The sequence below is a fragment of the Nonomuraea sp. B10E15 genome, assembly GCF_039871615.1.
Classification (GTDB): domain Bacteria; phylum Actinomycetota; class Actinomycetes; order Streptosporangiales; family Streptosporangiaceae; genus Nonomuraea.
The window spans coordinates 248,172-272,287 of record NZ_JBDPMB010000001.1; the positions used below are offsets into that span (position 1 = coordinate 248,172).

Genomic DNA, 24,116 nt, shown 5'->3' on the forward strand with positions numbered 1-24,116 from the left:
ACCTTTTAGGAGACTGTATACAAGACCTGACATTTCATAAGTGTTTCATAACGCTGTGTTGTTATCTGACCGTTTTCTAATCGTTCGGGTGTTTTGTTGTACGGCCCACGGCCACCAGGAACGATCTCCTGGCCGCGGCCACGTGCGCGACCGCCCTGGCCTGCGCCTCGTCCTCGTCGCCCGCGGCGATGGCCTCGTACAGGCTCACGTGTTCTGACCAGGAGTGCGGGCCGCGCGCGGCGGCGGTCTGGCTGAAGACCCACTGCGCCCGCTGGAGCATCGGCTTCATCATCAGGCTCAGGTAGGAGTTGCCCGCAGCCTCGCCCACGGCCAGGTGGAAGGCGGTGTTGAGGTCGGCCACCCGCTCCAGGCGCCCGGCTTCCACCGCCTGCCTGGCCTGCTCGAGCACCTGCCGGAGCCGCTCGGCGGCGGCCGGATCACGCCTGCGCGCCGCCAGCCGGGCCGCGAGCCCCTCGATCGCCATGCGCACGTCGAAGAGCTCCTCGCCCTCTTCGGCGGACAGGCGGGCGACCGTGGCGCCGAGCCGGGGGACGACCTCGATGAAGCCCTCGGCGGCCAGCACCCGGATGGACTCGCGTACCGGATTGCGCGAGACGCCGAGCGCGGCGGCCAGCCGGTCCTCGACCAGCCGTTCGCCCTGGGCGAGCTCGCCGGAGAGTATGCGGCGCCGCAGCTCCTCGGTGACCTCGTCGCGTAATGTCTGATGGGCCGCGCCCAGCGTCATGCCACTCATTTGATGACTTATCGTATACAGCTCCATTGCGGGTCAGGCTTCCCCGCGTGGACTCCGGCCCGCCTCCTCCGCCACCCGGCTGACCTCCCACATGCGCCCGAACTCTCCCGTCGTCATCGCCTCCTCCGGCACCGTGCCCTGCGGGTCGATCAGCAGGACCTCGACCGCTCCGCCACGGACCAGGCACTTCTGCAGGCTCCTCGACCAGGCCGGTCGTGCCGTCAGGTAGATCACCTTCGCGGTCCGCACGAGCCGGACGGAAGCCGCTTCACCCGGTGGCCGCGCCCGCGCGGCGCTTGGCGCGATAGGTGAGCCACAGGCCCGTGCCGTACATGGCCACGCCGAGGACGATCATGACCGCGACGGTCGGCGCGCGCAGCCCCGGCTCCATGTACGTGGCCAGGAACCACGAGTGCTCCAGCATGCCGTTGTTCACGAAGATGCCGGCCACGATCCCCTGCGGGAACAGCGGGATGGCGCCGAGCGACCAGCAGGTCATGACGATCACCCGCTGGACCTTGGGCATGTCCGGCATCTTGAACGCCGTGCCGGCTCCTCCGTCGGGGCGGCGGCCCGTACGCATCATGTGCAGCAGCTCGGGGCCCCGGGCGGCCAGCCGCCGCTCGGCCAGCAGCCCCAGCCCCCAGTAGCACAGGACGCCGGTGCCCACCCCGGCCGCCACGCCCCACCAGCCGTACAGCACCGCCACCACGATGGCGGGCGCGCCCGTCAGCGCGACGAGGACCAGCACCAGGTACGCCAGGCCGGTCAGCGAGCCGTCGTCCTCGCTCGTCCGCAGGGGGTTGCCGCCGCGCTTCTGGGGGTCGGTGCCGGGCACCAGCGCGAACACAGAGATGAGCGGCACCAGCCCGGCCGCGCCGCCGAGCAGCGCGACCGTGGCCGCCAGGATCAGCGGCATCGTGCCCTCCACGACCAGGGCGAGCGCCACCCCGAGCACGACCGCCACCGGGCCCACGATCACCAGCCAGGCCCGCTGCCGGCCGCGCACGTCGGACGCGCCCGGCGTCATCAGCGACAACCAGAGCGCGGTGCCGTCGGTGCCGTAGAGGTTGGACGTCATGGCGGCCGCCATGACGATGAACATCGGCCCCGCCCACGGCAGCAGCCCCGCCCAGCCGAGCACGAGCGGCGCCCCCGCGAAGAACAGCCCGTACGCCAGCGCGAACGTCAGCTGATGGTTGCGCACGAGGTCGCGCGACCACGTACGCAGTTCCTTGGCGACCACGGCCGTGCCCGCCGTGCCCGCCCGCATCGGCCGGCGGCCACGCGCCGACGGCCGGGACGCGCCCGCCCGCCGGGTCAGCAGCGCCGCCCACGCGCCGAGCAGCAGCACGATCAGCACCGCCATCGCGGCCAGGGCCCAATAGCCGCCCCGCACCGCCAGCAACCCCCACCCCGACGGCAGGTACCGCACGAACTCGGGAATCCGCCCGCCCTGCCCGAACGCCACCGCGAAAACCCACGCCTGCCCCAGGAACGCCAGCACCACACCGTTGATCACCCCGGCGCCGATCGCCCCCACGCGCGAGCGCAGCGCGATGCCCAGCAGTCCCACTGCCACCTTCGACAGCAGCACGAACACCGCCAGCTGCAACACCATCGCGGGCACCGCGACCAGCGCCGCCACGGCGCTCTCCCGCGCGCCCGCCACCACGAGCCCCGACAGGGCGATCAGGCTGACCGCCGGCGCGACGCCCACGAACGCCGAGACCAACAGCCCGCCCGCCAGCCGCGCCGGCGGCAACCCCACCAGCGCGAAGAACTCGGGTCGCAACGTCTCGTCGCCGCCGCCGGAGAAGACGGGGCCGATGATCCAGCCGAGCATCCACACGGCGTAGGCGGCGGCCGCCCAGTCGCCGTCAAGGAGGGTCAGGTAGATCGTGCCCGCCGCGAGCACCAGCCCGAGCACGCCGCCCGTGGCCATCGTGCCGCCGCGCTGTCCCGTGACCGAATGGCGGAGGATCGCGACCTTCATCCGGACCAGAGTGACGGCTACAGCCATGACAATCCCCTGGTGCCGGTGGAGCCCGCGCCGACCAGCTCCACGAACCGGTCCTCCAGCGTCGCCGCGCCGCGCACCTCCTGCAGCGGGCCCGCCGCCGCCACCCGGCCCTTGTCGATCACGCCCACGTGGTCGCAGAGCTGCTCGACCAGCGCCATCACATGGCTCGACAACACGATCGAACCGCCGCCCGCCACGAACCCGCGCAGGATCATCTTGATCGTGGCAGCCGACACCGGGTCCACTGCCTCGAACGGCTCATCCAGCACCAGCAGCTTGGGCGCGTGCAACAAAGCCGTGGCCAGGCCGATCTTCTTACGCATGCCGGTCGAGTATTCGATCACCAGAGTCTTCTCGGCCCCGTCCAGCTCCAGCACCGACAGCAACTCCTCGGCCCGCTCGGCCACCACCTCCTTGCCCAGCCCGCGCAGCAGCCCGAGGTAGGTGAGAACCTCGCGGCCGGTGAGCCGCTCCGGCATGGCCATTCCGTCGGGCAGCACGCCCACCAGCTGCTTGGCCCGGCCGGGATCGGACCACACGTCGGCGCCGAAGATCCGCGCCGTTCCCGCGTCCGGCCTGAGCAGGCCGACCGCCATGGACAACGTGGTGGTCTTGCCCGCGCCGTTCTGCCCGACGAGGCCGTAGAACGACCCCTGGGGAACGGTCATGTCGATGTGGTCGACGGCGACGTTCTCGCCGAACGTCTTGGCCAACCCCTTGATCTCCAATGCGGCTGTCATGGGTCTCTCCTGGTGGCGATGGTGAACAAGGTGACGAGTTCGCGGGTGTGCAGGTCGAGGTCGAAGTCCGGATCATGCAGGAGGTGGCCGGGCACCGCGTCGATCGCGCCGCGAATGCTGACGGCCATGCTGCGCTGGTCGAAGTCGCGGAACTCGCCCGTCCGTTTGCCCCAGCCGAGCAGCTTCTCCAGGTCGGCGATCGCCACCTCGGCCTGCACCGCGTACGGCCCGGGGCCGCCCTCCTCGCCCGGAGTGTGCGTGATCACCTCCATCAGCGCCAGCAGGGGCTTGCGGCGCAGCCGCATGAACTCCATGTTGCTCTCGATGTAGGCGCGCAGGCCGTCGCTCGCCGTGGACTGGCCGAGGATGCGGTGGACCATCAGGTCGGTCGCCATCCTGGCGACCTCCGCGACGACCGCATCGATGAGCTGCTTCTTGCCGCCGAAGTGGTACGAGATCACGCCGGTGCTGATCTTTGCCTGCTCGGCGATCCTGGCCAGGGTCGTGTGGGCGTACCCCTGGTCGGCGAGCACCTCGATGGCGCACGCGATGATCTGGGCCCGGCGCGCCTGCTCAATGAACGTGCGACTTTCTGACGGCATGATCAGAATTCTAAACGGTCATTCAACTCGAGTGTCGCCTGGAGCCTGCCCGGGGCGTCGTGCCCGAAGGACGCCGGAGCTCGGTCAGGCGCGCAGGCGCAGGCCGCGGGGCGTCGGGTGGAACCCCGCCGCCTCAAGAGCGGCCGCCAGCGGTGAGTCGACGATGGAGGCCCCGTCGGCCCGCTCCACGGTCAGCTTGCCCAGCGCGCCGTCGCGTACGGCCAGGGCGAGGGCGTCGACGGCCGGCTGCAGGCGCGCGTCGTCGGTGAACGACAGCAGGGTCTTGCCACCCCGCTCGACGTAGAGCACCAGGTGGCCGTCGACCAGGACCACCAGGGACCCGGCCTTCCTGCCCGGCTTGTGCCCGACGTCGCCGGGATGCTGCGGCCAGGGGAGCGCGGCGCCGTACGGGCTGGCCGGGTCGGCGGCGGCGAGCACCACCGCCCGCCTTGAGCCGCCCGACCGCCCGGAGCCCGCGGAAACGCCCCCGAATCCGGTTGCCGGCGAGCCCCCGGTCCCCGGCGCGAGCCCGGCGCCCGGCTCGAATCCGGCCCCCGGCCCCGGTTCGGTACCCGGTCCGAGCCCGGTTTCCGGCGCGAAGCCGGACGCGCCCGGGGCGATGCCCGGTGCCATGGCGCGCATCCGGTCGACCGCCCCGGGCAGCGCGAACTGGGCACCGCCGAGCCCTTCGACGAAGTAGCCCCGCCGGCAGCGCCCGCTCTCTTCGTACGCCCGCAACACCTGGTAGACCGGCGTGAACCCACCGGGCAGGCGCTCCGAGGTCACCGCCCCGCGCGTCACCACCCCGTGCCGTTCGAGCAGCGTTTCGGCCTGGGCGTTGGCCCGCTGCGTCGCGTCGGGCGCGGGGCCGGGCAGCAACCACCACCGCCCGGCCACCGTGGGCGGCCCGCTCCTGCTCGGCAGCACCGCCCGGCGCCGCCGCGTGGTGGCGGGCCGGTGCGCGGGCCGTCCGGTGCCGAGGGTGGCCCGCAGCGGCGCGAGCGTGTCACCTGACACCCGCCCCGCCCACGCCAGGTCCCACAGCGCGGCGACGAGCGTCGTGTCGTCGAGCGAGCCGAGCTGGTCGGAGATCCCGCGGAAGAACAGCGCGCCACCCCCGCCCAGCAGTTCCAGCACGCTGTCGTGCACCGGCGTCATGGTGATCTCGGCGGGCTCGGGCAGCAGCAGCGGCGCGGTGTCGGCGAAGTAGAGGGACACCCAGCCGTCACCGCCGGGCAGTGAGCCCTGCCCCGCCCACATCACCTCGCCGGACGACGTCAGCTCGTCGAGCAGCGCCGGATGGTAGCCGGGCACCCGCGCGGGCAGGACCAGCGTCTCCAGCGCGGACGCGGGCACGGCCGCCCCCTGGAGCTGCTCGATGGAGCGGACCAGGGAGTCCATCGCCCTGGCCGCCCCCGCCCGCCCCGCCGAGGCCGGCCCCGAGCCGGTGATGCCGTGCCAGGCCGGGAGAAACAGGGCCAGCGTCTCCGGCGCGACCGGCTCGACCTCCTTGCGGAGCCTTGCCAGCGACCGGCGGCGCAACATCCGCAGCACCCCGGCGTCGCACCACTCCTCGCCCCGCCCGCCGGGCCGGAACTCGCCGCTGACGACCCGCCCGGTCACCGCCAGCCGCCGCAGCGCGTCCGTCACCACGGCGACGCCCAGCCCGAACCTCGCCGCGGCCGTGCCGGCGTGGAAGGGCCCGCGCGTGCGGGCGTGCCGCGCCACCAGGTCGGACAGCGGGTCGGCGACCGGCTCCAGGAACACGTGCGGCACCCCCACCGGCAGGGGCACGCCGAGCGCGTCACGCAACCGCGCCGCGTCCTCGATGGCGGCCCACTGCTCCTCGCCCGCGACGCGTACTTTGATCGCCCGCCGCGCGCGCTCCAGCTCCTGCAGCCAGGCCGGGTCGCCGCCGCGCACGCTCACGTCGGGCGCCAGCAGCGGGCCGTGCGAGCGCAGCAGGTCGGCGAGGTCTTCCGCGTCGCGCAGCGGCCGGTCGAGCCGGGCCAGCTCGCGCTCGCTGTCGGAGATCACGTCGGGTTCGAGAAGCTCGCGCAGGTCGGCCTGCCCGAGCAGCTCGGACAGCAGCGTGGTGTCGAGGGCCAGGGCCTGCGCCCGCCGCTCGGCCAGCGGCGCGTCGCCTTCGTACATGAACGCGCCCACGTAGTGGAACAACAACGACGCCGCGAACGGGGAGGCCTGCGAGGTCTCCACCTCCACCAGCCGCACCCTGCGCGCCGCGATGTCGCGCATGAGCCGGACGAGGCCGGGCACGTCGAAGACGTCCTGCAGGCACTCGCGCATCGTCTCCAGCACGATCGGGAACGAGGCGTATCGGGAGGCCACGCCCAGCAGGTGGGCGGCCCGCTGGCGCTGCTGCCACAGCGGGCTGCGCCTGCCCGGCGTGCGGCGCGGCAGCAGCAGCGCCCGCCCCGCGCACTCCCTGAACCGGGAGGCGAACATGGCCGACCCGCCCAGCTCCTCGGTGACGATCTGCTCGACCTCCTCGGCGTCGAACGCCGCCACGTCGGTGGGAGGCTCGGCCAGCGTGTCGGGGATGCGCAGCACGATGCCGTCGTCGGAGTGCACGGCCTGCACGTCGACGCCGTAACGCTCGCGCAGCCGCCGGTTGACGGCCAGCGCCCATGGCGCGTGCACCCGCGCGCCGTAGGGGGAGTGGATCACCACCCGCCAGTCGCCCAGCTCGTCGTGGAAACGCTCCACCAGCAACGTGCGGTCGTCGGGGACGTAGCCGGTGGCCTCGCGCTGCTCGTTGAGGTAGGCCAGCAGGTTGCCCGAGGCGTAGGCGTCCAGGCCCGCCGCCCGCATCCGGTCGGTCGAGCCCTGCTGGGCCTGCTCGCGCAGGAACCGCCCGATCGCCCGGCCCAGCTCGGCCGGACGGCCGGGCGCGTCGCCGTGCCAGAACGGCAGCTTGCCCGGCTGCCCCGGCGCCGGTGAGACGAGCACCCGGTCGGCCGTGATGTCCTCGATCCGCCAGGACGTCGCGCCCAGCACGAACACGTCGCCCACCCGCGACTCGTAGACCATCTCCTCGTCGAGCTCGCCCACCCTGGAGGAGCGCTCGCCCACCAGGAACACCCCGAACAGGCCGCGGTCGGGGATGGTGCCGCCGTTGGTGACCGCGAGCCGCTGCGCCCCTGGACGCCCCTGCAGGGTGCCGGTCACGCGATCCCACACGATGCGGGGGCGCAGCTCGGCGAACTCCTCGCTCGGATAGCGGCCGGCCAGCATGTCGAGCGTGGCCTCCAGCGCGCCACGCGGCAGCGTGGCGTAGGGGGCGGACCGCTTGACCACGGACTCCAGCTCGTCGACCGTCCACTCGTCGAGCGCCGTCATGGCGACGATCTGCTGGGCCAGCACGTCGAGCGGATTGCGCGGATAGCGCAGCTCCTCGATCTCGCCGCTCTTCATGCGCTCGGCCACCACGGCCGTCTGCACCAGATCGCCGCGGTATTTCGGGAAGATCACCCCTTTGGACACCGCCCCCACCTGGTGGCCCGCCCGGCCGATGCGCTGCAGCCCGCTGGCCACGCTCGGCGGCGCCTCCACGCACGCGACCAGGTCGACCGCGCCCATGTCGATGCCCAGCTCCAGGCTGGAGGTGGCGACCACGGCGGGCAGCCTGCCCGACTTGAGCGCCTCCTCGATCTGCGCCCGCTCCTCCTTGGAGACCGAGCCGTGGTGAGCGCGTACGATCTCCGTCACGACCCCCTTGGCGGATCCCGCCTGCGCCATCATCTCGGCGGGCGTGCGCCGGGGAGGCTCGGCGGCGCGGCCCTGATCGGGCGGACCCGTCTCCCAGATCGACGGATCGACGGCCTCCGTGCCGTGCTCGCGCTCATATGCCAGCTCGTTGAGCCGGGTGCACAGCCGCTCGGCCAGCCGCCGCGAGTTGGCGAAGACGATCGTCGAGCTGTGCGCCCCGATCAGGTCGAAGAGCCGGTCTTCGACATGCGGCCAGATCGACCTGCCGCTCGGCTCGGGCGCGAACTCCTCGCCCTCCTGCGGCTTGCCGCCCTCCATCTCCGTCATGTCCTCGACCGGGACGACGACCTCGATCTCGATCTGCTTCTCCGACGGCGGCTGCACCACGGTGGCCGGGCGAACCCCGCCCAGGAACGTCGCCACCTCGCTCACCGGGCGCACGGTCGCCGACAACCCGATGCGCTGCGCCGGCCGTTCGAGCAGGGCGTCGAGCCGCTCCAGGGTGAGCGCCAGATGCGCGCCCCGCTTGGTGGCCGCGACCGCGTGCACCTCGTCGACGATCACCGTCTCGACCTCGCGCAACGCCTCGCGTGCCTGGCTGGTGAGCAGCAGGAACAGCGACTCGGGCGTCGTGATCAGAATGTCGGACGGCCTGGCGGCGAACCGCCTGCGGTCCTCCGCCGGGGTGTCGCCCGAGCGGATCGCGACCGAGATCTCCGGCACCGGCAGCCCCAGCCGCCGCGCCGTCTGCTTGATGCCCGCCAGCGGCGCGCGCAGGTTGCGCTCGACGTCGACGGCGAGCGCCTTGAGCGGCGACACGTAGAGCACGCGCGTGCCCCTGCGCCCGGCCTGCCCCTGGGCCCGGCCCCCGGGCCGTCTCGGGGGCCGCTCCTGGACCCGCTCATCGACCGGCGTCGCGGCGAGCCGGTCGAGGGACCACAGGAACGCCGCCAGCGTCTTGCCCGACCCGGTGGGCGCGACGACCAGGGTGTTGTCGCCGCGCGCGATCGACTCCCACGCCCCCTCCTGGGCGGCGGTGGGCTCCTGGAATGCTCCGGTGAACCATTGCCTGGTCATCTGGCTGAAGTGGTCTAGCGAGCTCACCAGCACATACTGCCTCGCGTCACCGACAGAAACCGCATTCGCACGACGGCGCGTGATTGAGCGGGCGCCATGGCGGACATACAGCGACCGTGACCATTGACTACGCGTCCATCGAAGCCCGCCGTGCGGAGCTCAGGCGGCGTCACGTCTTACCGCACCGGCCGTCCAGCAGCGCGCGGGGCCTGCACCACGTGGCCCTGCTGTCGTCCGACGTGGAACGGACCATAACGTTCTACCAGGAACTCCTGGAGTTCCCGCTCACCGAGATCATCGAAAACCGCGACTACAAGGGCTCCAGCCACTTCTTCTTCGACATCGGCAACGGCAACCTGCTCGCCTTCTTCGACTTCCCCGGCCTCGACCTCGGGCCGTACCAGGAAGTGCTCGGCGGGCTGCACCACATCGCGATCTCCGTCGACCCCGCCACGTGGGAACGACTGCGCGGGAAGCTGGAGATGGCCGGCGTGCCGCACCAGATCGAGAGCGGCGCCTCCATCTACTTCAAGGACCCCGACGGCGCCCGCCTGGAACTGCTCGCCGACCATCTCGGTGAGATGTACGGCGCGCGGGTGATGTGACCTAGCGGCGCGACGCCCTGCGCGTTCGCGGCCTGCCCGTACGCGGTAACCGCCTGATGCCCGCGTGCCGCTCGGCACGCTCCTCCTTCTCCTTCCGCACGGCGAGGCGCAGCGCGAGCCGCAACCGGCGGCGCCTGGCCCTGTTGGCCCTGGCGACGGCTGACTTCGGGGGTGAAGACTTGGGGGTCTTTGGCATGGGGATGTCCTACCCACCCGCGGCGGGCTTCCATACTTGAGTGCATGCGCCTGACCGAGTTCTGGAGACGGATGAACGCTCACTTCGGTGAGACCTACGCCGAGTCATGGGCGCGCGACTACGTGCTCGCCCCGCTCGGCGGGCGGACGGTGACGCAGGCGCTGGCCGACGGTGAGAGCGCCAAGACCGTCTGGCGCGCCGTGTGCCAGGTGGAGGACGTCTCGCCCAAGCTGCGCTGAAGCGGCTAGGGCTGGGCCGCGTCCAGCGCCCGGCGCAGCGCCGCGGCCGTGCTCTCCAGATCGTCGGCGCTGCCCTGCCCTCCCGCAGACCAAAGGAAGAGCCAGCCCTGGCCGGACGGCGTCGCGAAGATGATCGTCTGGCGGCCGGTGCGCGGATGCCACACCCACAACACCGGATCGTCCTCGCCGACCAACCGGCTGACCAGTCCCACGTCGGGCAGCAGTTCGGCGAGCGACTCCAGATGGACGCGCCGTTCCCCGGTGAAGCCGCTCGCCACGTCGCCGCCTCCAAGCTTTCGCCCTGCAGTGAGTCTCCCCAGCTCACCGCGCATCACAACACGCCGGGGCCGACCCTCGTGAACATCACGTGGCGAGATCGAGGAATTACGCGGAGCGCGGGCTTCCAGTGTTCCGGATCCATGAGGATCCGGGTGGGCAGAGCCGAGGGGCCTCTTCGAGGATCCGGTCCTGGTGGACTCCCGGCGGCGATGCCGGAAACCCTGCCACCGCCGGGACGTCCTGGCGTACCTTAAGTCACCTGCGCTGATCGGCTTCAGGGCGGGGCACGGCTCGTGGCGTGTTCCCGCTGTGCTCGAACAGCCGTTCGGCTACGATGGAAGCGCGCCGAGCCACGTCTTCCCCGGCAGTCCCAGAAAATGTCGGTGGCAGGCCGTAGCTTTCACTCGACTGACCGGACCACGATCCTCCAGGGGGAGTTCCATGGCTATCAACGACCGCGAGAAGGCCCTCGAGACCGCACTCGCCCAGATCGAGCGGCAGTTCGGCAAGGGCTCAGTGATGCGCCTGGGCGACGACGCCCGAGCTCCCATCGAGGTGGTCCCCACCGGGTCGATCTCCCTCGACGTGGCCCTCGGCATCGGCGGCCTGCCGCGTGGCCGCATCGTCGAGGTCTACGGCCCTGAGTCCTCGGGCAAGACGACCATCGCCCTGCACGCGGTGGCCAACGCCCAGCGGGCCGGCGGCATCGCGGCGTTCGTCGACGCCGAGCACGCCCTCGACCCCGAATACGCCAAGAAGCTCGGCGTCGACACCGACGCCCTGCTGGTCTCCCAGCCCGACACCGGTGAGCAGGCGCTCGAGATCGCCGACATGCTCATCAGGTCCGGCGCCGTCGACATCATCGTCATCGACTCGGTGGCAGCGCTCGTGCCCAAGGCCGAGATCGAGGGTGAGATGGGCGACAGCCACGTCGGCCTCCAGGCCCGCCTCATGTCCCAGGCGCTGCGCAAGATCGCCGGTGCCCTGAGCAGCACCGGCACCACCGCCATCTTCATCAACCAGCTCCGCGAGAAGATCGGTGTGATGTTCGGCTGCATGTCGTACGGCACGCGCGTCACGCTCGCCGACGGCACACAGGAGAAAATCGGCAAGATCGTCAATCAGAAGATGGACGTCGAGGTTCTCTCCTACGACCCGGAGACCGACAAGCTCGTTCCCCGCCGCATTGTCAACTGGTTCGACAACGGCAACGCCGAGCGGTTCCTGCAGTTCACTGTGGCCAAGTCGGGCGGAAACGGAAAGGCCCAGTTCGCTGCGACGGAGAACCACCAGATCCGCACCCCGGGCGGCTGGCGTGACGCCGGTGAGCTGATCGCGGGAGATCGCGTCATGCTCACGGAGACCCACCGCTTGAGCGACAAGCAGTGGCAGGTCATCCTGGGGTCGCTGATGGGAGATGGAAACCTGTCGCCCAATCGCCGTGGCCGCACCGGCGTTCGCTTCCGCATGGGGCATGGCGCCAAGCAGGAGGACTACCTGTCCTGGAAGTGCTCGATGCTCGGCAACATCACCCACAGCCGCAGCACCAACTCCAAGGGCGCGGTCTTCGCCGACTTCACTCCTCTTCCCGAGCTCGAAGAGCTGCGCCAGGTGGTCTACCTCGGTGGCGGCAAGAAGCACATCACCTCGGAATACCTCAAGGCGCTGACACCTCTGGCTCTGGCGGTGTGGTACATGGACGATGGCTCGTTCACGCTCCGTTCGAAAGGGTTGCAGCAGCGCACCGAAGGCGGTTCCGGTCGCATCGAGATCTGCGTCGAGGCGATGAGCCAGGGCTCCCAGGAGCGTCTTCGCGACTACCTGTGTGACACCTATGGCCTCAACGTGCAGGTTCAGCATCGCGGGGCCCGGGGCGTGGCCGTCCTGCAGTTCGACACGGCATCGTCGGCCACGTTCCAGAAGCTGGTGGCGCCCTACGTCCACCCCTCTATGGCCTACAAGCTCCTGCCTCGCTATCGCGGCCAGTTCGCGGTCGAGCCGGAGTTCGCCGACCCCGAGCCGCGGCTCGTGCCCTCACGGATCCTTGACATTCGCATCAAGCCGAAGGCCCGCTCCATGAGGAAGTTCGACCTCGAGATCGAGGGGACGCACAACTACTTCGTCGACGGTGTCATGGTCCACAACAGCCCCGAGACGACGACGGGTGGCAAGGCGCTCAAGTTCTACGCCTCGGTCCGGATGGACATCCGCCGCATCGAGACGCTCAAGGACGGCACGGAGGCGGTCGGCAACCGCACCAGGGTCAAGGTCGTCAAGAACAAGATGGCGCCGCCCTTCCGCGTCGCCGACTTCGACATCCTCTACGGTGTGGGCATCTCCCGCGAGGGCGGCCTCATCGACATGGGTGTGGAGCACGGCTTCGTGCGCAAGTCCGGCGCCTGGTACACCTACGAGGGCGACCAGCTCGGCCAGGGCAAGGAGAACGCGCGCAACTTCCTGCGCAACCACCCCGACATGGCCAACGAGATCGAGAAGAAGATCAAGGACAAGCTGGGTGTCGGCCCACGCCTCGACACCCCGGCCGAGCCCGCCGCTCCGGCCCCGGCGGCCGCTCCTTCCGGCCGGGGTTCCAAGTCCACCCCCAAGCCGGGTGACGTCTGATCGCTGACCCTATGAGCAACCCCGAGCGGCCACAGGCGCCCCAGCCACACAATCGGGGCGCCTGGCCGAAGTCCACCTCGCCGCGGGGCCGTGACCTCGCTCTCTCGGCGGCGGACGGCTGGCCATCACTCGACGAGTGGCGCAACCGTCCTCGCACCCCCGATCCCGAGCCCGGCGGCGCCACGGATTCCGGCAGCCCGGCAGAAGGTCCCGGCGTGCCCGGTTGCCCGCCTCCGACGCCGGGCCGCCCCCGCCTGGACCGCGATGGTTCGGGGCGTGATGGACAGCGTGCCCCCGGTGTCCCGGCAGAGCTGGAGCAAGGAGCCACCGGCTCCCCGCCTCCGGAGGCCGACGGCTCCCGCGTGCGCGATGGCGGGCCGGCTGACAGGTCTTCCGGCGACGGAGACGGCGGATGGCATTCCGAGGTGCTGGCCGGGGACAGTTGGTTCGGCAAAGACCATGCCAGGGGCCGCGGGAAGGGCACTGAAGGCAGGAGCCGAGCTGACAAGTGGGCCGGAGGCGGCGAGAACGCCTCAGGCGGGCAGGACGAAGGCAGCGGGAGCCCGGCGGGCGAGTGGGGTGAGGACGGTGCGAGGCGATCGGGCAGAGGGCGCCGGTCCGGTCGGTCCAGCAGGCGCGCAGGAAAGGGCCCGCGGGGATGGTTGCCGGAAGGGCCTGACGCCGACAGCCCGGCCGGGGCCGCTCCGGCCGGGGCCGCTCCGGCCGCCGACCCGGAGTCGGTGGCCCGGGCCATCTGCCTGCGCCTTCTCACCATGGCTCCCAAGACGCGAGCCCAGCTCGCCGAAGCTCTGCGCAAGCGGGAGGTGCCGGACGACGCCGCGGAGGCGGTGCTCAGCCGGTTCTCTGAGCTGGGGCTGATCGACGACGAGGCCTTCGCCACGGCCTGGGTCGACTCCAGGCACCACGGTCGCGGCCTGGCCAAGCGCGCCCTGGCCGCCGAGCTGCGCCATCGGGGCGTCGACACCGACACGGTCAAGGAAGCCGTCGACCGCCTCGATCCCGACCAGGAGGCGGAGACCGCTCGCCGGCTGGTGGAGCGCAAGCTGGCCGTGACCCGCTCCCTCGACCCGCGCGCCCGCACCCGCCGCCTCGCCGGCATGCTCGCCCGCAAGGGCTACCCGTCGGGCCTGGCCTTCCGCGTCATCCGCGAGGCCCTGGAACAGGAGGGCATCGACATGGAAGAAGACTTCCCCTGACGGGACCCCTGACGGGACGTCTGCCCCTGGCTTCAAAGGGGATGGTCGCTCTCCTTCGACGAGCACCCCGCCCGGAACTCAACCCCTCGGGAGGGCCGACGTCCGGCCCGGCGAGCTCGCCTCGCTGGGAATGGACGTTCCTCCGGAGAGTCTGACTCGCTGGGAGCGGACGTTTCGCCGGAGAGTCTGACCCGCCGTCAGCCTGGTGGATGCCTGGCGCATTCAACGCGGCCGCCTGAAGGATGTCCGCGTCCGGCACGGGGAGCGTGCCGGATCCCGGCGGTTTCCCAGGGCAATGGCGGATCTTGTGGTGGATGTGGCGATGCGGGTCCGTAAGACACGCTTGGAGACGCGTTTGCTTGCTCGTGACCTGTTCGACGCATAACCTCGACGGCAGTGAGGGAGTTACTCCGCGCAGTGCGGATTGCCATACCGGTGAACGACGGACGAGCGAGCTTGGGCGATCGAGGCAGGCGAGGTGTCGGCTTTCCGAGCCGACGCCCGGTCAGCCTTGGCTGGGCATCGACCCAGGTGATGACCGGGCTGTCCGTGGCGTGCTTGTGACCCCTCCCGTTTTGTGGCCGCGTTATGAGGTGTTGACGACGCGAGGAGGGCGGGGCGCACATGGGGCCGCTGGTCGTGGTGCTGATGGTGGCGGTGCTCGTGCTCGCGTTCGGGATGATCGTCGCGCTCCTCGTTGTCATACGCCGCACCTCCGGCCCTCTGCCACGTTCCGGCAAGCCGAGCTCCGAGCAGATGCAGGCCGTTCACGAGGAGCTCGAGCAGGCGCGTGAGGAGGCGCAGGAGATCCGCCACAAGGCGGAGACCGACGCCGAGGAGATCCTGCGCAGGTCGGAGAGCGCTGCCGAGAGCGCGGCGCAGATGCGGCGGGAGGTCGAGGAGGAGGCCCGGATCCTCAAGTCCGAGCTCAAAGAGCTACGGACCGACCTGGAGCGCAGGGAGGCCAGGCTGGCCGAGCGCGAGCAGCGGCTGGACGAGGAGGCCAGACGGCAGTCCGAGCGTGACAGGAAGCTCGCCGAGACGGAAGTCGAGCTGGCCGACCGGCGCGAGGAGCTGCTCCAGGTCGAGCAGGAGCGGCAGGTCATCCTGGAGCGGGTCGCCGGGCTGACCGGCGCGCAGGCCAAGGCGGAGCTGGTCAGGGAGATCGAGAACCAAGCCAAGCGCGAGGCCGCCCTGATCGTCAGGGAGATCGAGGGGGCCGCTCGCAAGGAGGGCGAGAAGCGGGCCACCAAGATCGTGACGCTGGCCGTGCAGCGGGTGGCGGCGGAGCAGACGGCGGAGTCGGTCGTCAGCGTGTTGCACCTGCCGGGCGACGAGATGAAGGGCCGGATCATCGGGCGCGAGGGGCGTAACATCCGCGCCTTCGAGTCCACCACCGGGGTCAACCTGATCATCGACGACACGCCTGAGGCGGTGTTGCTGTCGTGCTTCGACCCGGTGCGGAGGGAGACCGCCAGGCTGACGCTGGAGAAGCTGGTGCTGGACGGCCGCATCCATCCGCAGCGCATCGAGGAGGCCCATGACCGCAGCCGCCAGGAGGTCCAGGACCTGTGCGCCCGGGCCGGCGAGGACGCCCTGGTCGAGCTGGGCATCACCGACATGCATCCCGAGCTGACGCTGCTGCTCGGGCAGTTGCGCTACCGCACCTCTTATGGACAGAACGTCCTCAAGCACCTGATCGAGTCCGCGCACATCGCGGGCATCATGGCCGCCGAGCTGAAGCTGAACCAGCGGCTGATGAAGCGTTGCGCCCTGCTCCACGACATCGGCAAGGCTCTCACGCACGAGGTCGAGGGCAGTCACGCGCTGATCGGCGCGGAGATCGCCCGACGCTACGGCGAGGAGGAGGACGTGGTGCACGCCATCGAGGCGCACCACAACGAGGTCGAGGTCCGCACCGTCGAGGCGGTGCTCACGCAGGCCGCCGACGCGATCAGCGGCAGCCGTCCAGGGGCCCGCCGTGAGTCCCTGGAGGCCTACGTCAAGCGGTTGGAGCGGCTGGAGGAGATCGCGCAGTCGTACGACGGGGTGGAGAAGGTCTTCGCCATGCAGGCCGGCCGGGAGATCCGCGTCATGGTCAAGCCCGACGCGGTCGACGACATCCAGGCGCAGGTGATCGCCCGCGACGTGGCCAAGCAGGTGGAGGAGGAGCTGACCTACCCGGGGCAGATCCGCATCAGCGTGGTCAGGGAGTCGAGGGCCACCGAGTTCGCCCGTTAGGCGAAGATCTGCTGGTAGAAGGCGAGCTCTGCGGCGAGCGCCGCGGCCCGCGTCTCGGCGCGGCGGAAGCCGTGTGACTCCCCGTCGAAGGAGAGATAGGTGCACGGGATGCCGCGTTCGGAGAGCGCGTCGGCGAAGGCCACCGACTGCTGGGGCGGCACCACGGGGTCGTCGAGCCCCTGCAGGAGCAGCATGGGGCAGGTCACGTCGTCGACGAGGCCCAGCGGCTCGCGGGCGGCGTAGACCTGCGGGTCTTCCGGCCCCACCAGCCACTCCACGTAGCGTGACTCGAAGTCGTGGGTGTGCTCGGAGAGGGGCGCGAGCGCGCTGATGCCGTAGTAGGAGACGCCGCCCGCGAACACGTCGGACCGGCAGCAGGCGGCCAGCACGGTCCAGCCGCCCGCGCTGCTGCCGCGTACCGCGATCTTGGCGGGGTCGGCCAGGCCTTCGGCGGCCAGCCATCGTGCGGCGGCGATCGTGTCGGCGACGTCAACCAGGCCCCACTGCCCTTTCAGCCGGTCGCGGTAGGGCCTGCCGTAGCCGGTGGAGCCGCCGTAGTTGACGTCGAGCACGCCGATGCCGCGCGAGGTCAGGAACGCCTTCTCCAGGTCGAGCGCGCTGTCGGCGCAGGCCGTCGGCCCGCCGTGCACGAAGATCACGTATGGGGGGACGCCGGTGGTCGCCGGTCCGTGCGGCGGATAGAGGAACGCGGGGGCCGGCGTTTCCACCGCCCGGGGAAGCGGCAGGCAGGCGGGGTCGGGCAGGCGCGCGACGTCCTGGCCGAGCGCGACGTGCGTGCCCGCCGCCGTGTCCACCTGGACGACCGACCGGGGGAGCGTGGCGGAGTAGCCGACCCCGACCACGGACGTGCCCTCGGCCGCCAGCGCCGCGTCCCACCCCGAACGGGGCACGTCGAGGTCGGTCAGGGTGCCCGACTCGGGGTCGAGCACGCCCATCCGCAGGTCGCCGCGCCCGTGCAGGACCGCGATGCGCCCGTCGCCGAGCACGGTGTACGGCCATCCGCCCAGCTGCCACGGCGGCGCCGCGAACTCCTCCTCGGCGGGATGGACCGCCCGCGTATCCGCGCCCCGCAGACCGGTCTCGTAGAGGTTCCACCATCCTGAGGCGTCGGAGATCAGGTAGAGGTGGGCGTCGTCCTTCCAGACGGGGGCGAGCACGGATTCGGCGGGCCCGCCGCGCACGGTCCACTCCTCGCCGCTGGAGAGGCGGACGACCCGCAGCTCGGTGCCGTCCCAGGGCATGAGCGGGTGGTTCCAGCAGAGGTAAGCCAGGTGCCGTCCGTCAGGGGAGACGGCGGGGGAGGCGTAGAAATCGCAGCCCGTGACCCAGGCGCGAGGGTCGCCGCCGTCCAGCGGGACGGACACGATGGCCCGGGTCACCTTGCCGTCGTCGCCGTGCCGCTCGCGCACGGCCCACACCTGGCCGTCGTGCACGACCAGGTCGGCGTAGCGGCAGCCGTCGCCGGTGAGCGGCTCGGGCTCACCGCCGTCCGCCAGGATGTACAGGCGCTGGTCGTCGAGGTTGGCGAAGACCACCTCGCCGCCGGGGGTCACGGTGTAGGGCCTGCCGCCGTACTCGTGCACGCGGGTGCGCGCGCACCACGGGGCCCGCAGCAGCTCGCGGTGGGTGCCGTCGGCGGCGCGGCACACGATCGTGGTGCGTCCGCCCTCCTCGGGGCGGTCCTCGGTCCACCACACCCGGCCGCCCCGAATCGTGGGCCAGCTCGGACGCACGCCTGCGCTCGCCACGTCTCTGGTCGTGATGGGGGAGGGCCAGAAAGGCATACCCGCATCCTGCCGGAAGATCGGCGAGCGTGCTGGCCGGATCTTGGATCAGGGGCAGCCCGCGGGCGGTGGTGGCGCCGTGGGCAGGTCGAGCCCCGTCCTGCCGAACCACTTCTGCAGCAGCCGGGCGGCCGTGCCGTCCGCCCACATCATGGTGATCGCCTCGTCGACGGCCTCGCACGTGGCGATCTCGCCCTCCTTGAGGCCGACGGCCCACTGCTCCTCGCTGATCGGGTCGTTGAGCAGCCTGAGCTTCTTGGGGTCCTGCTCGACGTACCCGGCCAGGGACAGGTTCTCGGTGCTCACCGCGTCGAGCTGGCGGTCGAGGAGCTTGCGTACGCACTCGGAGTAGTTGGCCGCGGGCACGAGGATGGCCGGCAGGTCCAGCTTGCCGTCCGGCGGCGGGTCGACGATGCGCCGGTAGGAGTTGGACCCCTTGGCCAGGCAGATGCGCTGCCCCGCCAGGTCGCTGGTCTTCTGGATGGAGGTGTCGTCGCGGCGGACCATCGTGTCCTGGTAGGCCGTCACGTACGGGCCCGCGAACGTCACCCTGGGCTTGCGCGACATGGTGATGGAGTAGGAGGCGACGACCATGTCGACGGTGCCGTTCTGGAGCAGTGCCTCGCGGGCTGAGGAGGGGGCCTCGCGCCACGTGATGTGCACGTTCTCGCCGCCCGCGAGGTGGCGGACGATGTAGCGGGCGACGTCGATGTCGAAACCCTCGGGGGCGCCGGGCCCGGTCTTGAGGCCCACGCCCGGCTGGTCCCACTTGGTGCCGACCGTGACCGTGCCGCCTTCTCTGATCTTCTCCGCGACGGTGGAGAATGAGCCGTTTCCGCCGCACGCCGCCAGGCACACGGCCATGGCCGCCCCTGCGAGCGCCGCCCCACGCATGGTCACCCCGATCATCTCCTGTAAGAGGAGCTTGTCGGCTGAATAACGCGCGCAGGCCGGTGTTTCAACGCCTCCAACGGAGAAGTGGGACTTTCTTGGGGATTTATCGGTGTACGGGCGGCGCGTTCACCGCCCGTACACCGTCAGGCGGCGCCTTCGCCCATGCCCACGGCCGGCGTGACCGGCTTGGCCGCGGTCTTGCGGCTGCGCCTGCTCCGCCCCTCCAGCCAGGTGGCCAGGTAGCTCAGGGCCATGTTGAGCGCGACGTAGATGATGCCGATGACGATCGCCGCCGGGATCAACGAGCCGAAGAACCGGGCAGGAAGGATCTTGAAGCCGGTGTTGAGCAGGTCGACGTAGGCGATGATGTAGCCGAGCGCGGTGTCCTTCAGCAGCACCACGAGCTGGCTGACGATCGCCGGCATCATCGCCGTGACGGCCTGCGGCAACAACACCAGCCGCATGACCTGGTTCTTCCGCATGCCCACCGCGTAGGCGGCCTCCGACTGCCCCTTGGGGACGGCCTGCACGCCGGCCCTGACGACTTCGGCGAGCACCGAGCCGTTGTAGAGCATCAGGCCGACGACCACCGCCATGAACGCGTAGTCGCCGCCGCCCATCAGCAACGGGGCCAGGTAGAAGATGAAGAAGATCAGCAGCAGCAGGGGGATGGCCCTGAAGACCTCCACCACCACGCCGGCCGGGACCCTGATCCAGGCATGGTCCGAGAGCCGGGCCAGGCCGAAGATCGCGCCGAAGGCGAGCGCGAGCACCGCGGCCACGGCCGCCGCCTTCAGGGTGCCGATGAGACCCGGGATGATGTAGAACTCCCACGTCTCCCACTGCAGGAACGGCTGCCAGATCTTGCCTTCCCACTGGCCCTTGGCGTCGAACCCCCTGTAGACGCCGTAGACGACCGCCCCGACGGCGATGACGCTGACGACGGTGAGGGCGTGGTTGCGCACCCGCCCGCGCGGCCCGGGGGCGTCGAACAGGACAGAAGTGCTCATCGGACCACCGCCAGGCGCCGCGACAACCAGCCGGTGAAGAACCCGATCGGCATGGTCAGCACCATGAAGGCGACGACGATGCCGAGAAAGATGGGGATCGACGCGCCGGTCTGGTCGAACGTCTCCTTCATCACGGCCGCCGCATCGGCGAGGAACCCGCCGGCGGTGGCGACCGTGGTGTTCTTGATCATGGCGATGATCACGCTGCCCAGCGGGGCGACCACGGCGCGGAACGCCTGCGGCAGGATGATCATCGTGAGTGACTGGCTGAACGTCAGGCCGATCGCCCTGGCGGCCTCGGCCTGCCCCATCGGCACCGTGTTGACCCCCGAGCGCAGCGCCTCGCACACGAAGGCCGCCGTGTAGAGCGACAGGCCCATCGCGACGAGCCAGAACGAGTTGGACCGCGGCTCGTCGGAGAAGATCAGGCCCAGCTGGTCGCTCAGGCCCAGCGCCGAGAACGCCAGCACCAGTGTCAGGGGGGTGTTACGGACAACGTTGACGTAGATCGTGCCCGCCGCGCGCAACACCGGCGTGGGGGAGACCCGCATCGCGACCAGGATCGTGCCGAGGACCAGTGATGCGACCAGGGCCACGAGCGCGAGCTTGACGTTCTCCAGAAAGCCCAACGCGAGGTCGGGGGCGTACGTGATTAGTTCGTCCATCGTGCTCCACCGCAGGGGCGAAAGGCGGCCGGGGGGCCGGCCGCCGTCGCCGACGTGATCAGCTGCAGCCCTCGGCCGGCGGCGCGGCCTCCGACAGCTTCAGGCCCTGGATGCCGCCGAACCACTTGTCCAGCAGCTGCTTCATGGTGCCGTTGTCCCACAGCTTCTTCACCGCGGTGTTGACGGCCTCGCACGTCTTCGTGTCGCCCTTCTTCAGGCCGACGCCGTACTTCTCGTCGGTGAAGCCCTGGCCCAGCACCTTGAAGTTGCCGCCCGCCTGCTTGGCGAAGCCCGCCAGGATCAGGTCGTCGGTGGTGACGGCGTCGAGGTTGCTGCCGGTCAGCTTCTGCACGCACTCGGAGTAGTTGGCCGCGTCGACGGTCGTGGCGTCGATGTCGAGCTCGCCGTCCGGCGGCCCTTCGGTGATGCGCTTGTAGGAGTTGGAGCCGGCTGCCTTGCAGATCTTCTTGCCCTTGAGCTCCTGCGGGCTGTTGATCGACGTGTCGTCCTTGCGGACCATGACGTCCTGGTGGGCGATCACGTAGGGGCCGCCGAAGGTGACCTTGCCCTTGCGCTCCTCGGTGATGGAGTAGGTGGCGACGACCATGTCGACCGTGCCGTTCTGGAGGAACGGCTCACGGTTGGACGAGGCCGACTCCTTCCACTCGATCTCGACCTCCTTGCCGCCGGCCAGCTCCTTCACCAGGGCCTTGGCCACGTCAACGTCGAATCCCTCGGGCTCGGCGCCCATCTTCAGGCCCAGGCTCGGCTGGTCCCACTTGGTGCCGACCACGATCGTGTTGGCGCCCTGGACCTTCTCCAGCACGGTGGCGTACGTCTGCTCGCCGCCACCACAAGCCGTCAGGCCGGCGGCCAGAGCCGCTACCGAGAGCACCGCTCCCGTTCGACGCATGTGCATGTGTACCTGCCTCAATCTCAGTGCGTGAGGATCTTCGAAAGGAAGTCGCGCGCCCGGTCGGTCTGCGCGTTGGTGAAGAACTCGTCGGGGGTGTTCTCCTCGACGATCTGCCCGTCTGCCATGAACACGACGCGGTTGGCGGCGCGGCGGGCGAAACCCATCTCGTGCGTGACGACCACCATGGTCATCCCGTCACGGGCCAGCCCGACCATGACATCGAGCACCTCCTGCACCATCTCGGGGTCCAGTGCCGAGGTCGGCTCGTCGAACAGGATCATCTTCGGGTCCATCGCCAGTGCCCTGGCGATGGCGACCCGCTGCTGCTGGCCACCCGACAGCTGGGCCGGATACTTGTCCGCCTGTGCTGCGATACCTACCCGTTCGAGAAGCTCCATCGCACGCTTGTTGGCCGCATCGCGCGCGATCCCGCGCACCTTGATCGGGCCGAGCGTGACGTTCTCCCGGATGGTCTTGTGAGCGAACAGATTGAACGACTGGAAGACCATGCCGACGTCGGAACGGAGCCTCGCCAGGGCCTTGCCCTCCTCGGGCAGCACCTGGCCGTCAAATATGATCTGCCCGTCACTGATCGTCTCCAGCCGGTTGATCGCGCGGCAGAGCGTGGACTTCCCGCCGCCCGACGGGCCGATGACGACCAGAACCTCGCCACGAGAGACGGTCAAGTTGATGTTCTTCAGGACATGCAGCGCCCCGAAGTGCTTGTTGACGTTCTCCAACCGAACCAGTGGAGCGCCGTCGCCGTTCTCCGTCATGCACCCAAACGGTAGAGGGCATTAAGACGCTGGTCACTAACCGGGTGGTACCGATCCGATCACATCGTGCCGTCAAGCTGGTCTTTTAGATCGGTACGGGCCGTCTCAAGCCTGACAACGACTACCCTGGAAAGCGCCATGACTGTGACCCAGGAGAGCGCCCGCACCTATGAAGTGCGCACATATGGGTGCCAGATGAACGTCCACGACTCCGAACGCCTCTCCGGCCTGCTGGAGGATGCCGGCTACGTGCCCGCCCCCGACGGCGAGACCGCCGACGTGGTCGTGTTCAACACGTGTGCCGTGCGGGAGAACGCCGACAACCGCCTCTACGGCAACCTCGGCCACCTGCGGCCCGCCAAGGTGAGCAACCCGCGCATGCAGATCGCCGTGGGCGGCTGCCTCGCCCAGAAGGACCAGGGCGAGATCGTCCGCAAGGCGCCATGGGTCGACGTGGTCTTCGGCACCCACAACATCGGCTCGCTGCCGGTGCTGCTGGAGCGCGCCCGCATCGAGGGCGAGGCGCAGGTCGAGCTGAAGGAGTCGCTCGAGGTCTTCCCCTCGACGCTGCCCACCAGGCGCGAGTCCGCCTACGCCGCCTGGGTGGCCGTCTCGGTCGGCTGCAACAACACCTGCACGTTCTGCATCGTCCCCTCCCTGCGCGGCAAGGAGAAGGACCGCCGGCCCGGCGAGATCCTGGCCGAGGTCGGGACCCTCGTCGGCCAGGGCGTCCTCGAGGTCACGCTGCTGGGCCAGAACGTCAACACCTACGGCGTGGAGTTCGGCGACCGGCTGGCCTTCGGCAAGCTGCTGCGCTCGTGCGGCTCCATCGAGGGCCTGGAGCGGGTCCGCTTCACCTCGCCCCACCCCGCCGCGTTCACCGACGACGTGATCGCCGCCATGGCCGAGACGCCCAACGTCATGCACCAGTTGCACATGCCGCTGCAGTCGGGCTCCGACCGGGTGCTGCGCGCGATGCGCCGCTCCTACCGCGCCGAGCGCTACCTCGGCATCATCGAACGCGTGCGCGCCGCCATGCCGGACGCTGCCATCTCGACCGACATCATCGTCGGCTTCCCCGGCGAGACCGAGGAGGACTTCCAGGCCACGCTCGACGTCGTCAGGCAGAGCCGCTTCGCCAACGCCTTCACCTTCCAGTACTCCATCCGTCCCGGCACGCCGGCGGCCACCATGGACGACCAGATCCCCAAGGAGGTCGTCCAGGAACGCTACGAGCGGCTGGTGGCCCTCCAGGAGGAGATCTCGTGGGAGGAGAACAAGAAGCAGGTGGGCCGGACGCTCGAGGTGCTGGTCGCCGAGGGCGAGGGGCGCAAGGACGACGCCACCCGCCGGCTGTCCGGCCGCGCGCCCGACAACCGGCTCGTGCACTTCGCCGTGGGCTCGGAGGCTCCCCGGCCGGGTGACATGGTGACGGTCGAGGTGACGTACGCGGCCCCGCACCACCTGGTGGCGGACGGGCCGGCGTACGCGGTCAGGCGGACGCGGGCGGGCGACGCCTGGGAGTCCCGACAGGCAGGTCCTTCCACGGGGCCGGGGGTGCTGCTCGGCATGCCCACCGTCGGCCGCCCCGCTCCCACCACCGCCCCGTCGGGCGCCTGCTCGGCCCACTGACCCAGGCGCAGCCCTCTCCGCCCGAGGGCTGACGCCTCCCTTCGCCGCGCTCGCCGAGGCCGCCAGTGCAGACGCTCCCCGGCCGGGAAGCCCG

At 70.4% G+C, this 24,116-nt stretch carries 20 protein-coding genes and 2 pseudogenes; 8 read left to right on the forward strand and 14 right to left on the reverse strand.

The window, feature by feature from the left end:
• Positions 1-76: 76 nt before the first annotated feature.
• From ABGB14_RS01185 to ABGB14_RS01210, 6 genes are all read right to left on the reverse strand, one after another.
• Positions 77-745, reverse strand: a complete 669-nt coding sequence (locus ABGB14_RS01185) for a GntR family transcriptional regulator (RefSeq protein WP_347641614.1) — start codon at positions 743-745, stop codon at positions 77-79.
• Between the two features lie 42 nt (positions 746-787).
• Positions 788-1,003: a hypothetical protein gene (locus tag ABGB14_RS01190; RefSeq protein WP_347641615.1), complete on the reverse strand. Its 216-nt coding sequence runs from the start codon at positions 1,001-1,003 to the stop codon at positions 788-790.
• Positions 1,004-1,022: 19 nt separating this feature from the next.
• A complete protein-coding gene (locus ABGB14_RS01195; protein ID WP_347641616.1) occupies positions 1,023-2,777 on the reverse strand; it encodes a hypothetical protein in 1,755 nt (584 codons plus the stop codon).
• The gene (locus ABGB14_RS01200; RefSeq protein WP_347641617.1) at positions 2,768-3,517 is read right to left on the reverse strand and encodes an ABC transporter ATP-binding protein; all 750 of its coding nucleotides are present in this window, start codon (positions 3,515-3,517) and stop codon (positions 2,768-2,770) included. The genes ABGB14_RS01195 and ABGB14_RS01200 overlap by 10 nt, the downstream gene beginning before the upstream one ends.
• A complete protein-coding gene (locus ABGB14_RS01205; protein WP_347641618.1) occupies positions 3,514-4,119 on the reverse strand; it encodes a TetR/AcrR family transcriptional regulator in 606 nt (201 codons plus the stop codon). Before ABGB14_RS01205 ends, ABGB14_RS01200 begins: the two co-directional genes overlap by 4 nt.
• A gap of 84 nt (positions 4,120-4,203) precedes the next feature.
• On the reverse strand, positions 4,204-8,952 hold the full coding sequence (locus ABGB14_RS01210) for an ATP-dependent helicase (RefSeq protein ID WP_347641619.1): 4,749 nt from the start codon (positions 8,950-8,952) through the stop codon (positions 4,204-4,206).
• An 89-nt stretch (positions 8,953-9,041) separates the two neighbouring features.
• Between ABGB14_RS01210 and ABGB14_RS01215 the strand changes: the two genes are divergently transcribed.
• Positions 9,042-9,530 carry a VOC family protein gene (locus tag ABGB14_RS01215; RefSeq protein WP_347620246.1) on the forward strand — a complete coding sequence of 163 codons (489 nt, stop codon included), beginning with the start codon at positions 9,042-9,044 and terminating at the stop codon, positions 9,528-9,530.
• Between the two features lies 1 nt (position 9,531).
• Here the strand turns inward: ABGB14_RS01215 and ABGB14_RS01220 are convergent, their stop codons facing one another.
• Entirely contained in the window at positions 9,532-9,726 is a 195-nt protein-coding gene (locus ABGB14_RS01220) for a hypothetical protein (RefSeq protein WP_347641620.1), read from the reverse strand.
• A 44-nt stretch (positions 9,727-9,770) separates the two neighbouring features.
• On the opposite strand from ABGB14_RS01220, the gene ABGB14_RS01225 reads away from it, so the two are divergent.
• Entirely contained in the window at positions 9,771-9,965 is a 195-nt protein-coding gene (locus tag ABGB14_RS01225; protein ID WP_132596118.1) for a DUF3046 domain-containing protein, read from the forward strand.
• A gap of 5 nt (positions 9,966-9,970) precedes the next feature.
• On the opposite strand, the gene ABGB14_RS01230 is transcribed toward ABGB14_RS01225, so the two are convergent.
• Positions 9,971-10,243, reverse strand: a complete 273-nt coding sequence (locus ABGB14_RS01230; RefSeq protein ID WP_347641621.1) for a hypothetical protein — start codon at positions 10,241-10,243, stop codon at positions 9,971-9,973.
• Between the two features lie 442 nt (positions 10,244-10,685).
• Between ABGB14_RS01230 and recA the strand changes: the two are divergent.
• From recA to rny, 5 genes and pseudogenes are all read left to right on the forward strand, one after another.
• A pseudogene (gene recA / locus ABGB14_RS01235) lies at positions 10,686-11,534 on the forward strand (recombinase RecA); the annotation flags it as partial.
• Between the two features lie 42 nt (positions 11,535-11,576).
• A pseudogene (locus ABGB14_RS01240) lies at positions 11,577-12,149 on the forward strand (LAGLIDADG endonuclease); the annotation flags it as partial.
• A gap of 171 nt (positions 12,150-12,320) precedes the next feature.
• Positions 12,321-12,866: a hypothetical protein gene (locus ABGB14_RS01245; RefSeq protein WP_347643106.1), complete on the forward strand. Its 546-nt coding sequence runs from the start codon at positions 12,321-12,323 to the stop codon at positions 12,864-12,866.
• A gap of 662 nt (positions 12,867-13,528) precedes the next feature.
• Entirely contained in the window at positions 13,529-14,083 is a 555-nt protein-coding gene (recX, locus tag ABGB14_RS01250; RefSeq protein WP_347641622.1) for a recombination regulator RecX, read from the forward strand.
• Positions 14,084-14,707: 624 nt separating this feature from the next.
• Positions 14,708-16,324 carry a ribonuclease Y gene (gene rny, locus ABGB14_RS01255; RefSeq protein WP_347641623.1) on the forward strand — a complete coding sequence of 539 codons (1,617 nt, stop codon included), beginning with the start codon at positions 14,708-14,710 and terminating at the stop codon, positions 16,322-16,324.
• Here rny and ABGB14_RS01260 read toward each other — a convergent pair.
• From ABGB14_RS01260 to ABGB14_RS01285, 6 genes are all read right to left on the reverse strand, one after another.
• Positions 16,321-18,129, reverse strand: coding sequence for a prolyl oligopeptidase family serine peptidase (locus ABGB14_RS01260; protein WP_347641624.1), 1,809 nt, complete (start codon positions 18,127-18,129; stop codon positions 16,321-16,323). The two genes, rny and ABGB14_RS01260, sit on opposite strands and share 4 nt — an antisense overlap.
• 48 nt (positions 18,130-18,177) lie before the next feature.
• Positions 18,178-19,023 (reverse strand): glutamate ABC transporter substrate-binding protein, encoded by an 846-nt coding sequence (locus ABGB14_RS01265; RefSeq protein WP_347643107.1) that lies wholly within the window; start codon positions 19,021-19,023, stop codon positions 18,178-18,180.
• 143 nt (positions 19,024-19,166) lie between these two features.
• Positions 19,167-20,033 (reverse strand): amino acid ABC transporter permease, encoded by an 867-nt coding sequence (locus tag ABGB14_RS01270; protein ID WP_347641625.1) that lies wholly within the window; start codon positions 20,031-20,033, stop codon positions 19,167-19,169.
• Positions 20,030-20,698, reverse strand: a complete 669-nt coding sequence (locus ABGB14_RS01275) for an amino acid ABC transporter permease (RefSeq protein WP_347641626.1) — start codon at positions 20,696-20,698, stop codon at positions 20,030-20,032. The genes ABGB14_RS01270 and ABGB14_RS01275 overlap by 4 nt, the downstream gene beginning before the upstream one ends.
• A gap of 58 nt (positions 20,699-20,756) precedes the next feature.
• Positions 20,757-21,617, reverse strand: coding sequence for a glutamate ABC transporter substrate-binding protein (locus tag ABGB14_RS01280; protein ID WP_347641627.1), 861 nt, complete (start codon positions 21,615-21,617; stop codon positions 20,757-20,759).
• Positions 21,618-21,634: 17 nt separating this feature from the next.
• Positions 21,635-22,390 (reverse strand): amino acid ABC transporter ATP-binding protein, encoded by a 756-nt coding sequence (locus ABGB14_RS01285; RefSeq protein ID WP_347620236.1) that lies wholly within the window; start codon positions 22,388-22,390, stop codon positions 21,635-21,637.
• 138 nt (positions 22,391-22,528) lie between these two features.
• Here ABGB14_RS01285 and miaB point away from each other — a divergent pair, with 138 nt between their 5' ends.
• On the forward strand, positions 22,529-24,022 hold the full coding sequence (miaB, locus tag ABGB14_RS01290) for a tRNA (N6-isopentenyl adenosine(37)-C2)-methylthiotransferase MiaB (RefSeq protein WP_347641628.1): 1,494 nt from the start codon (positions 22,529-22,531) through the stop codon (positions 24,020-24,022).
• The last annotated feature ends 94 nt before the right edge of the window (positions 24,023-24,116 follow it).

Excerpts from the sequence above, each read along its gene's own strand:
- ABGB14_RS01185 (WP_347641614.1), bottom strand. The coding sequence starts at position 745 with ATGACGCTGGGCGCGGCCCATCAGACATTACGCGACGAGGTCACCGAG.
- ABGB14_RS01195 (WP_347641616.1), bottom strand. The coding sequence starts at position 2,777 with ATGGCTGTAGCCGTCACTCTGGTCCGGATGAAGGTCGCGATCCTCCGC.
- ABGB14_RS01200 (WP_347641617.1), bottom strand. The coding sequence starts at position 3,517 with ATGACAGCCGCATTGGAGATCAAGGGGTTGGCCAAGACGTTCGGCGAG.
- ABGB14_RS01205 (WP_347641618.1), bottom strand. The coding sequence starts at position 4,119 with ATGCCGTCAGAAAGTCGCACGTTCATTGAGCAGGCGCGCCGGGCCCAG.
- ABGB14_RS01220 (WP_347641620.1), bottom strand. The coding sequence starts at position 9,726 with ATGCCAAAGACCCCCAAGTCTTCACCCCCGAAGTCAGCCGTCGCCAGG.
- ABGB14_RS01225 (WP_132596118.1), top strand. The coding sequence starts at position 9,771 with ATGCGCCTGACCGAGTTCTGGAGACGGATGAACGCTCACTTCGGTGAG.
- ABGB14_RS01245 (WP_347643106.1), top strand. The coding sequence starts at position 12,321 with ATGAGGAAGTTCGACCTCGAGATCGAGGGGACGCACAACTACTTCGTC.
- rny (WP_347641623.1), top strand. The coding sequence starts at position 14,708 with ATGGGGCCGCTGGTCGTGGTGCTGATGGTGGCGGTGCTCGTGCTCGCG.
- ABGB14_RS01260 (WP_347641624.1), bottom strand. The coding sequence starts at position 18,129 with ATGCCTTTCTGGCCCTCCCCCATCACGACCAGAGACGTGGCGAGCGCA.
- ABGB14_RS01265 (WP_347643107.1), bottom strand. The coding sequence starts at position 19,023 with ATGCGTGGGGCGGCGCTCGCAGGGGCGGCCATGGCCGTGTGCCTGGCG.
- ABGB14_RS01270 (WP_347641625.1), bottom strand. The coding sequence starts at position 20,033 with ATGAGCACTTCTGTCCTGTTCGACGCCCCCGGGCCGCGCGGGCGGGTG.
- ABGB14_RS01275 (WP_347641626.1), bottom strand. The coding sequence starts at position 20,698 with ATGGACGAACTAATCACGTACGCCCCCGACCTCGCGTTGGGCTTTCTG.
- ABGB14_RS01280 (WP_347641627.1), bottom strand. The coding sequence starts at position 21,617 with ATGCACATGCGTCGAACGGGAGCGGTGCTCTCGGTAGCGGCTCTGGCC.
- ABGB14_RS01285 (WP_347620236.1), bottom strand. The coding sequence starts at position 22,390 with ATGACGGAGAACGGCGACGGCGCTCCACTGGTTCGGTTGGAGAACGTC.
- miaB (WP_347641628.1), top strand. The coding sequence starts at position 22,529 with ATGACTGTGACCCAGGAGAGCGCCCGCACCTATGAAGTGCGCACATAT.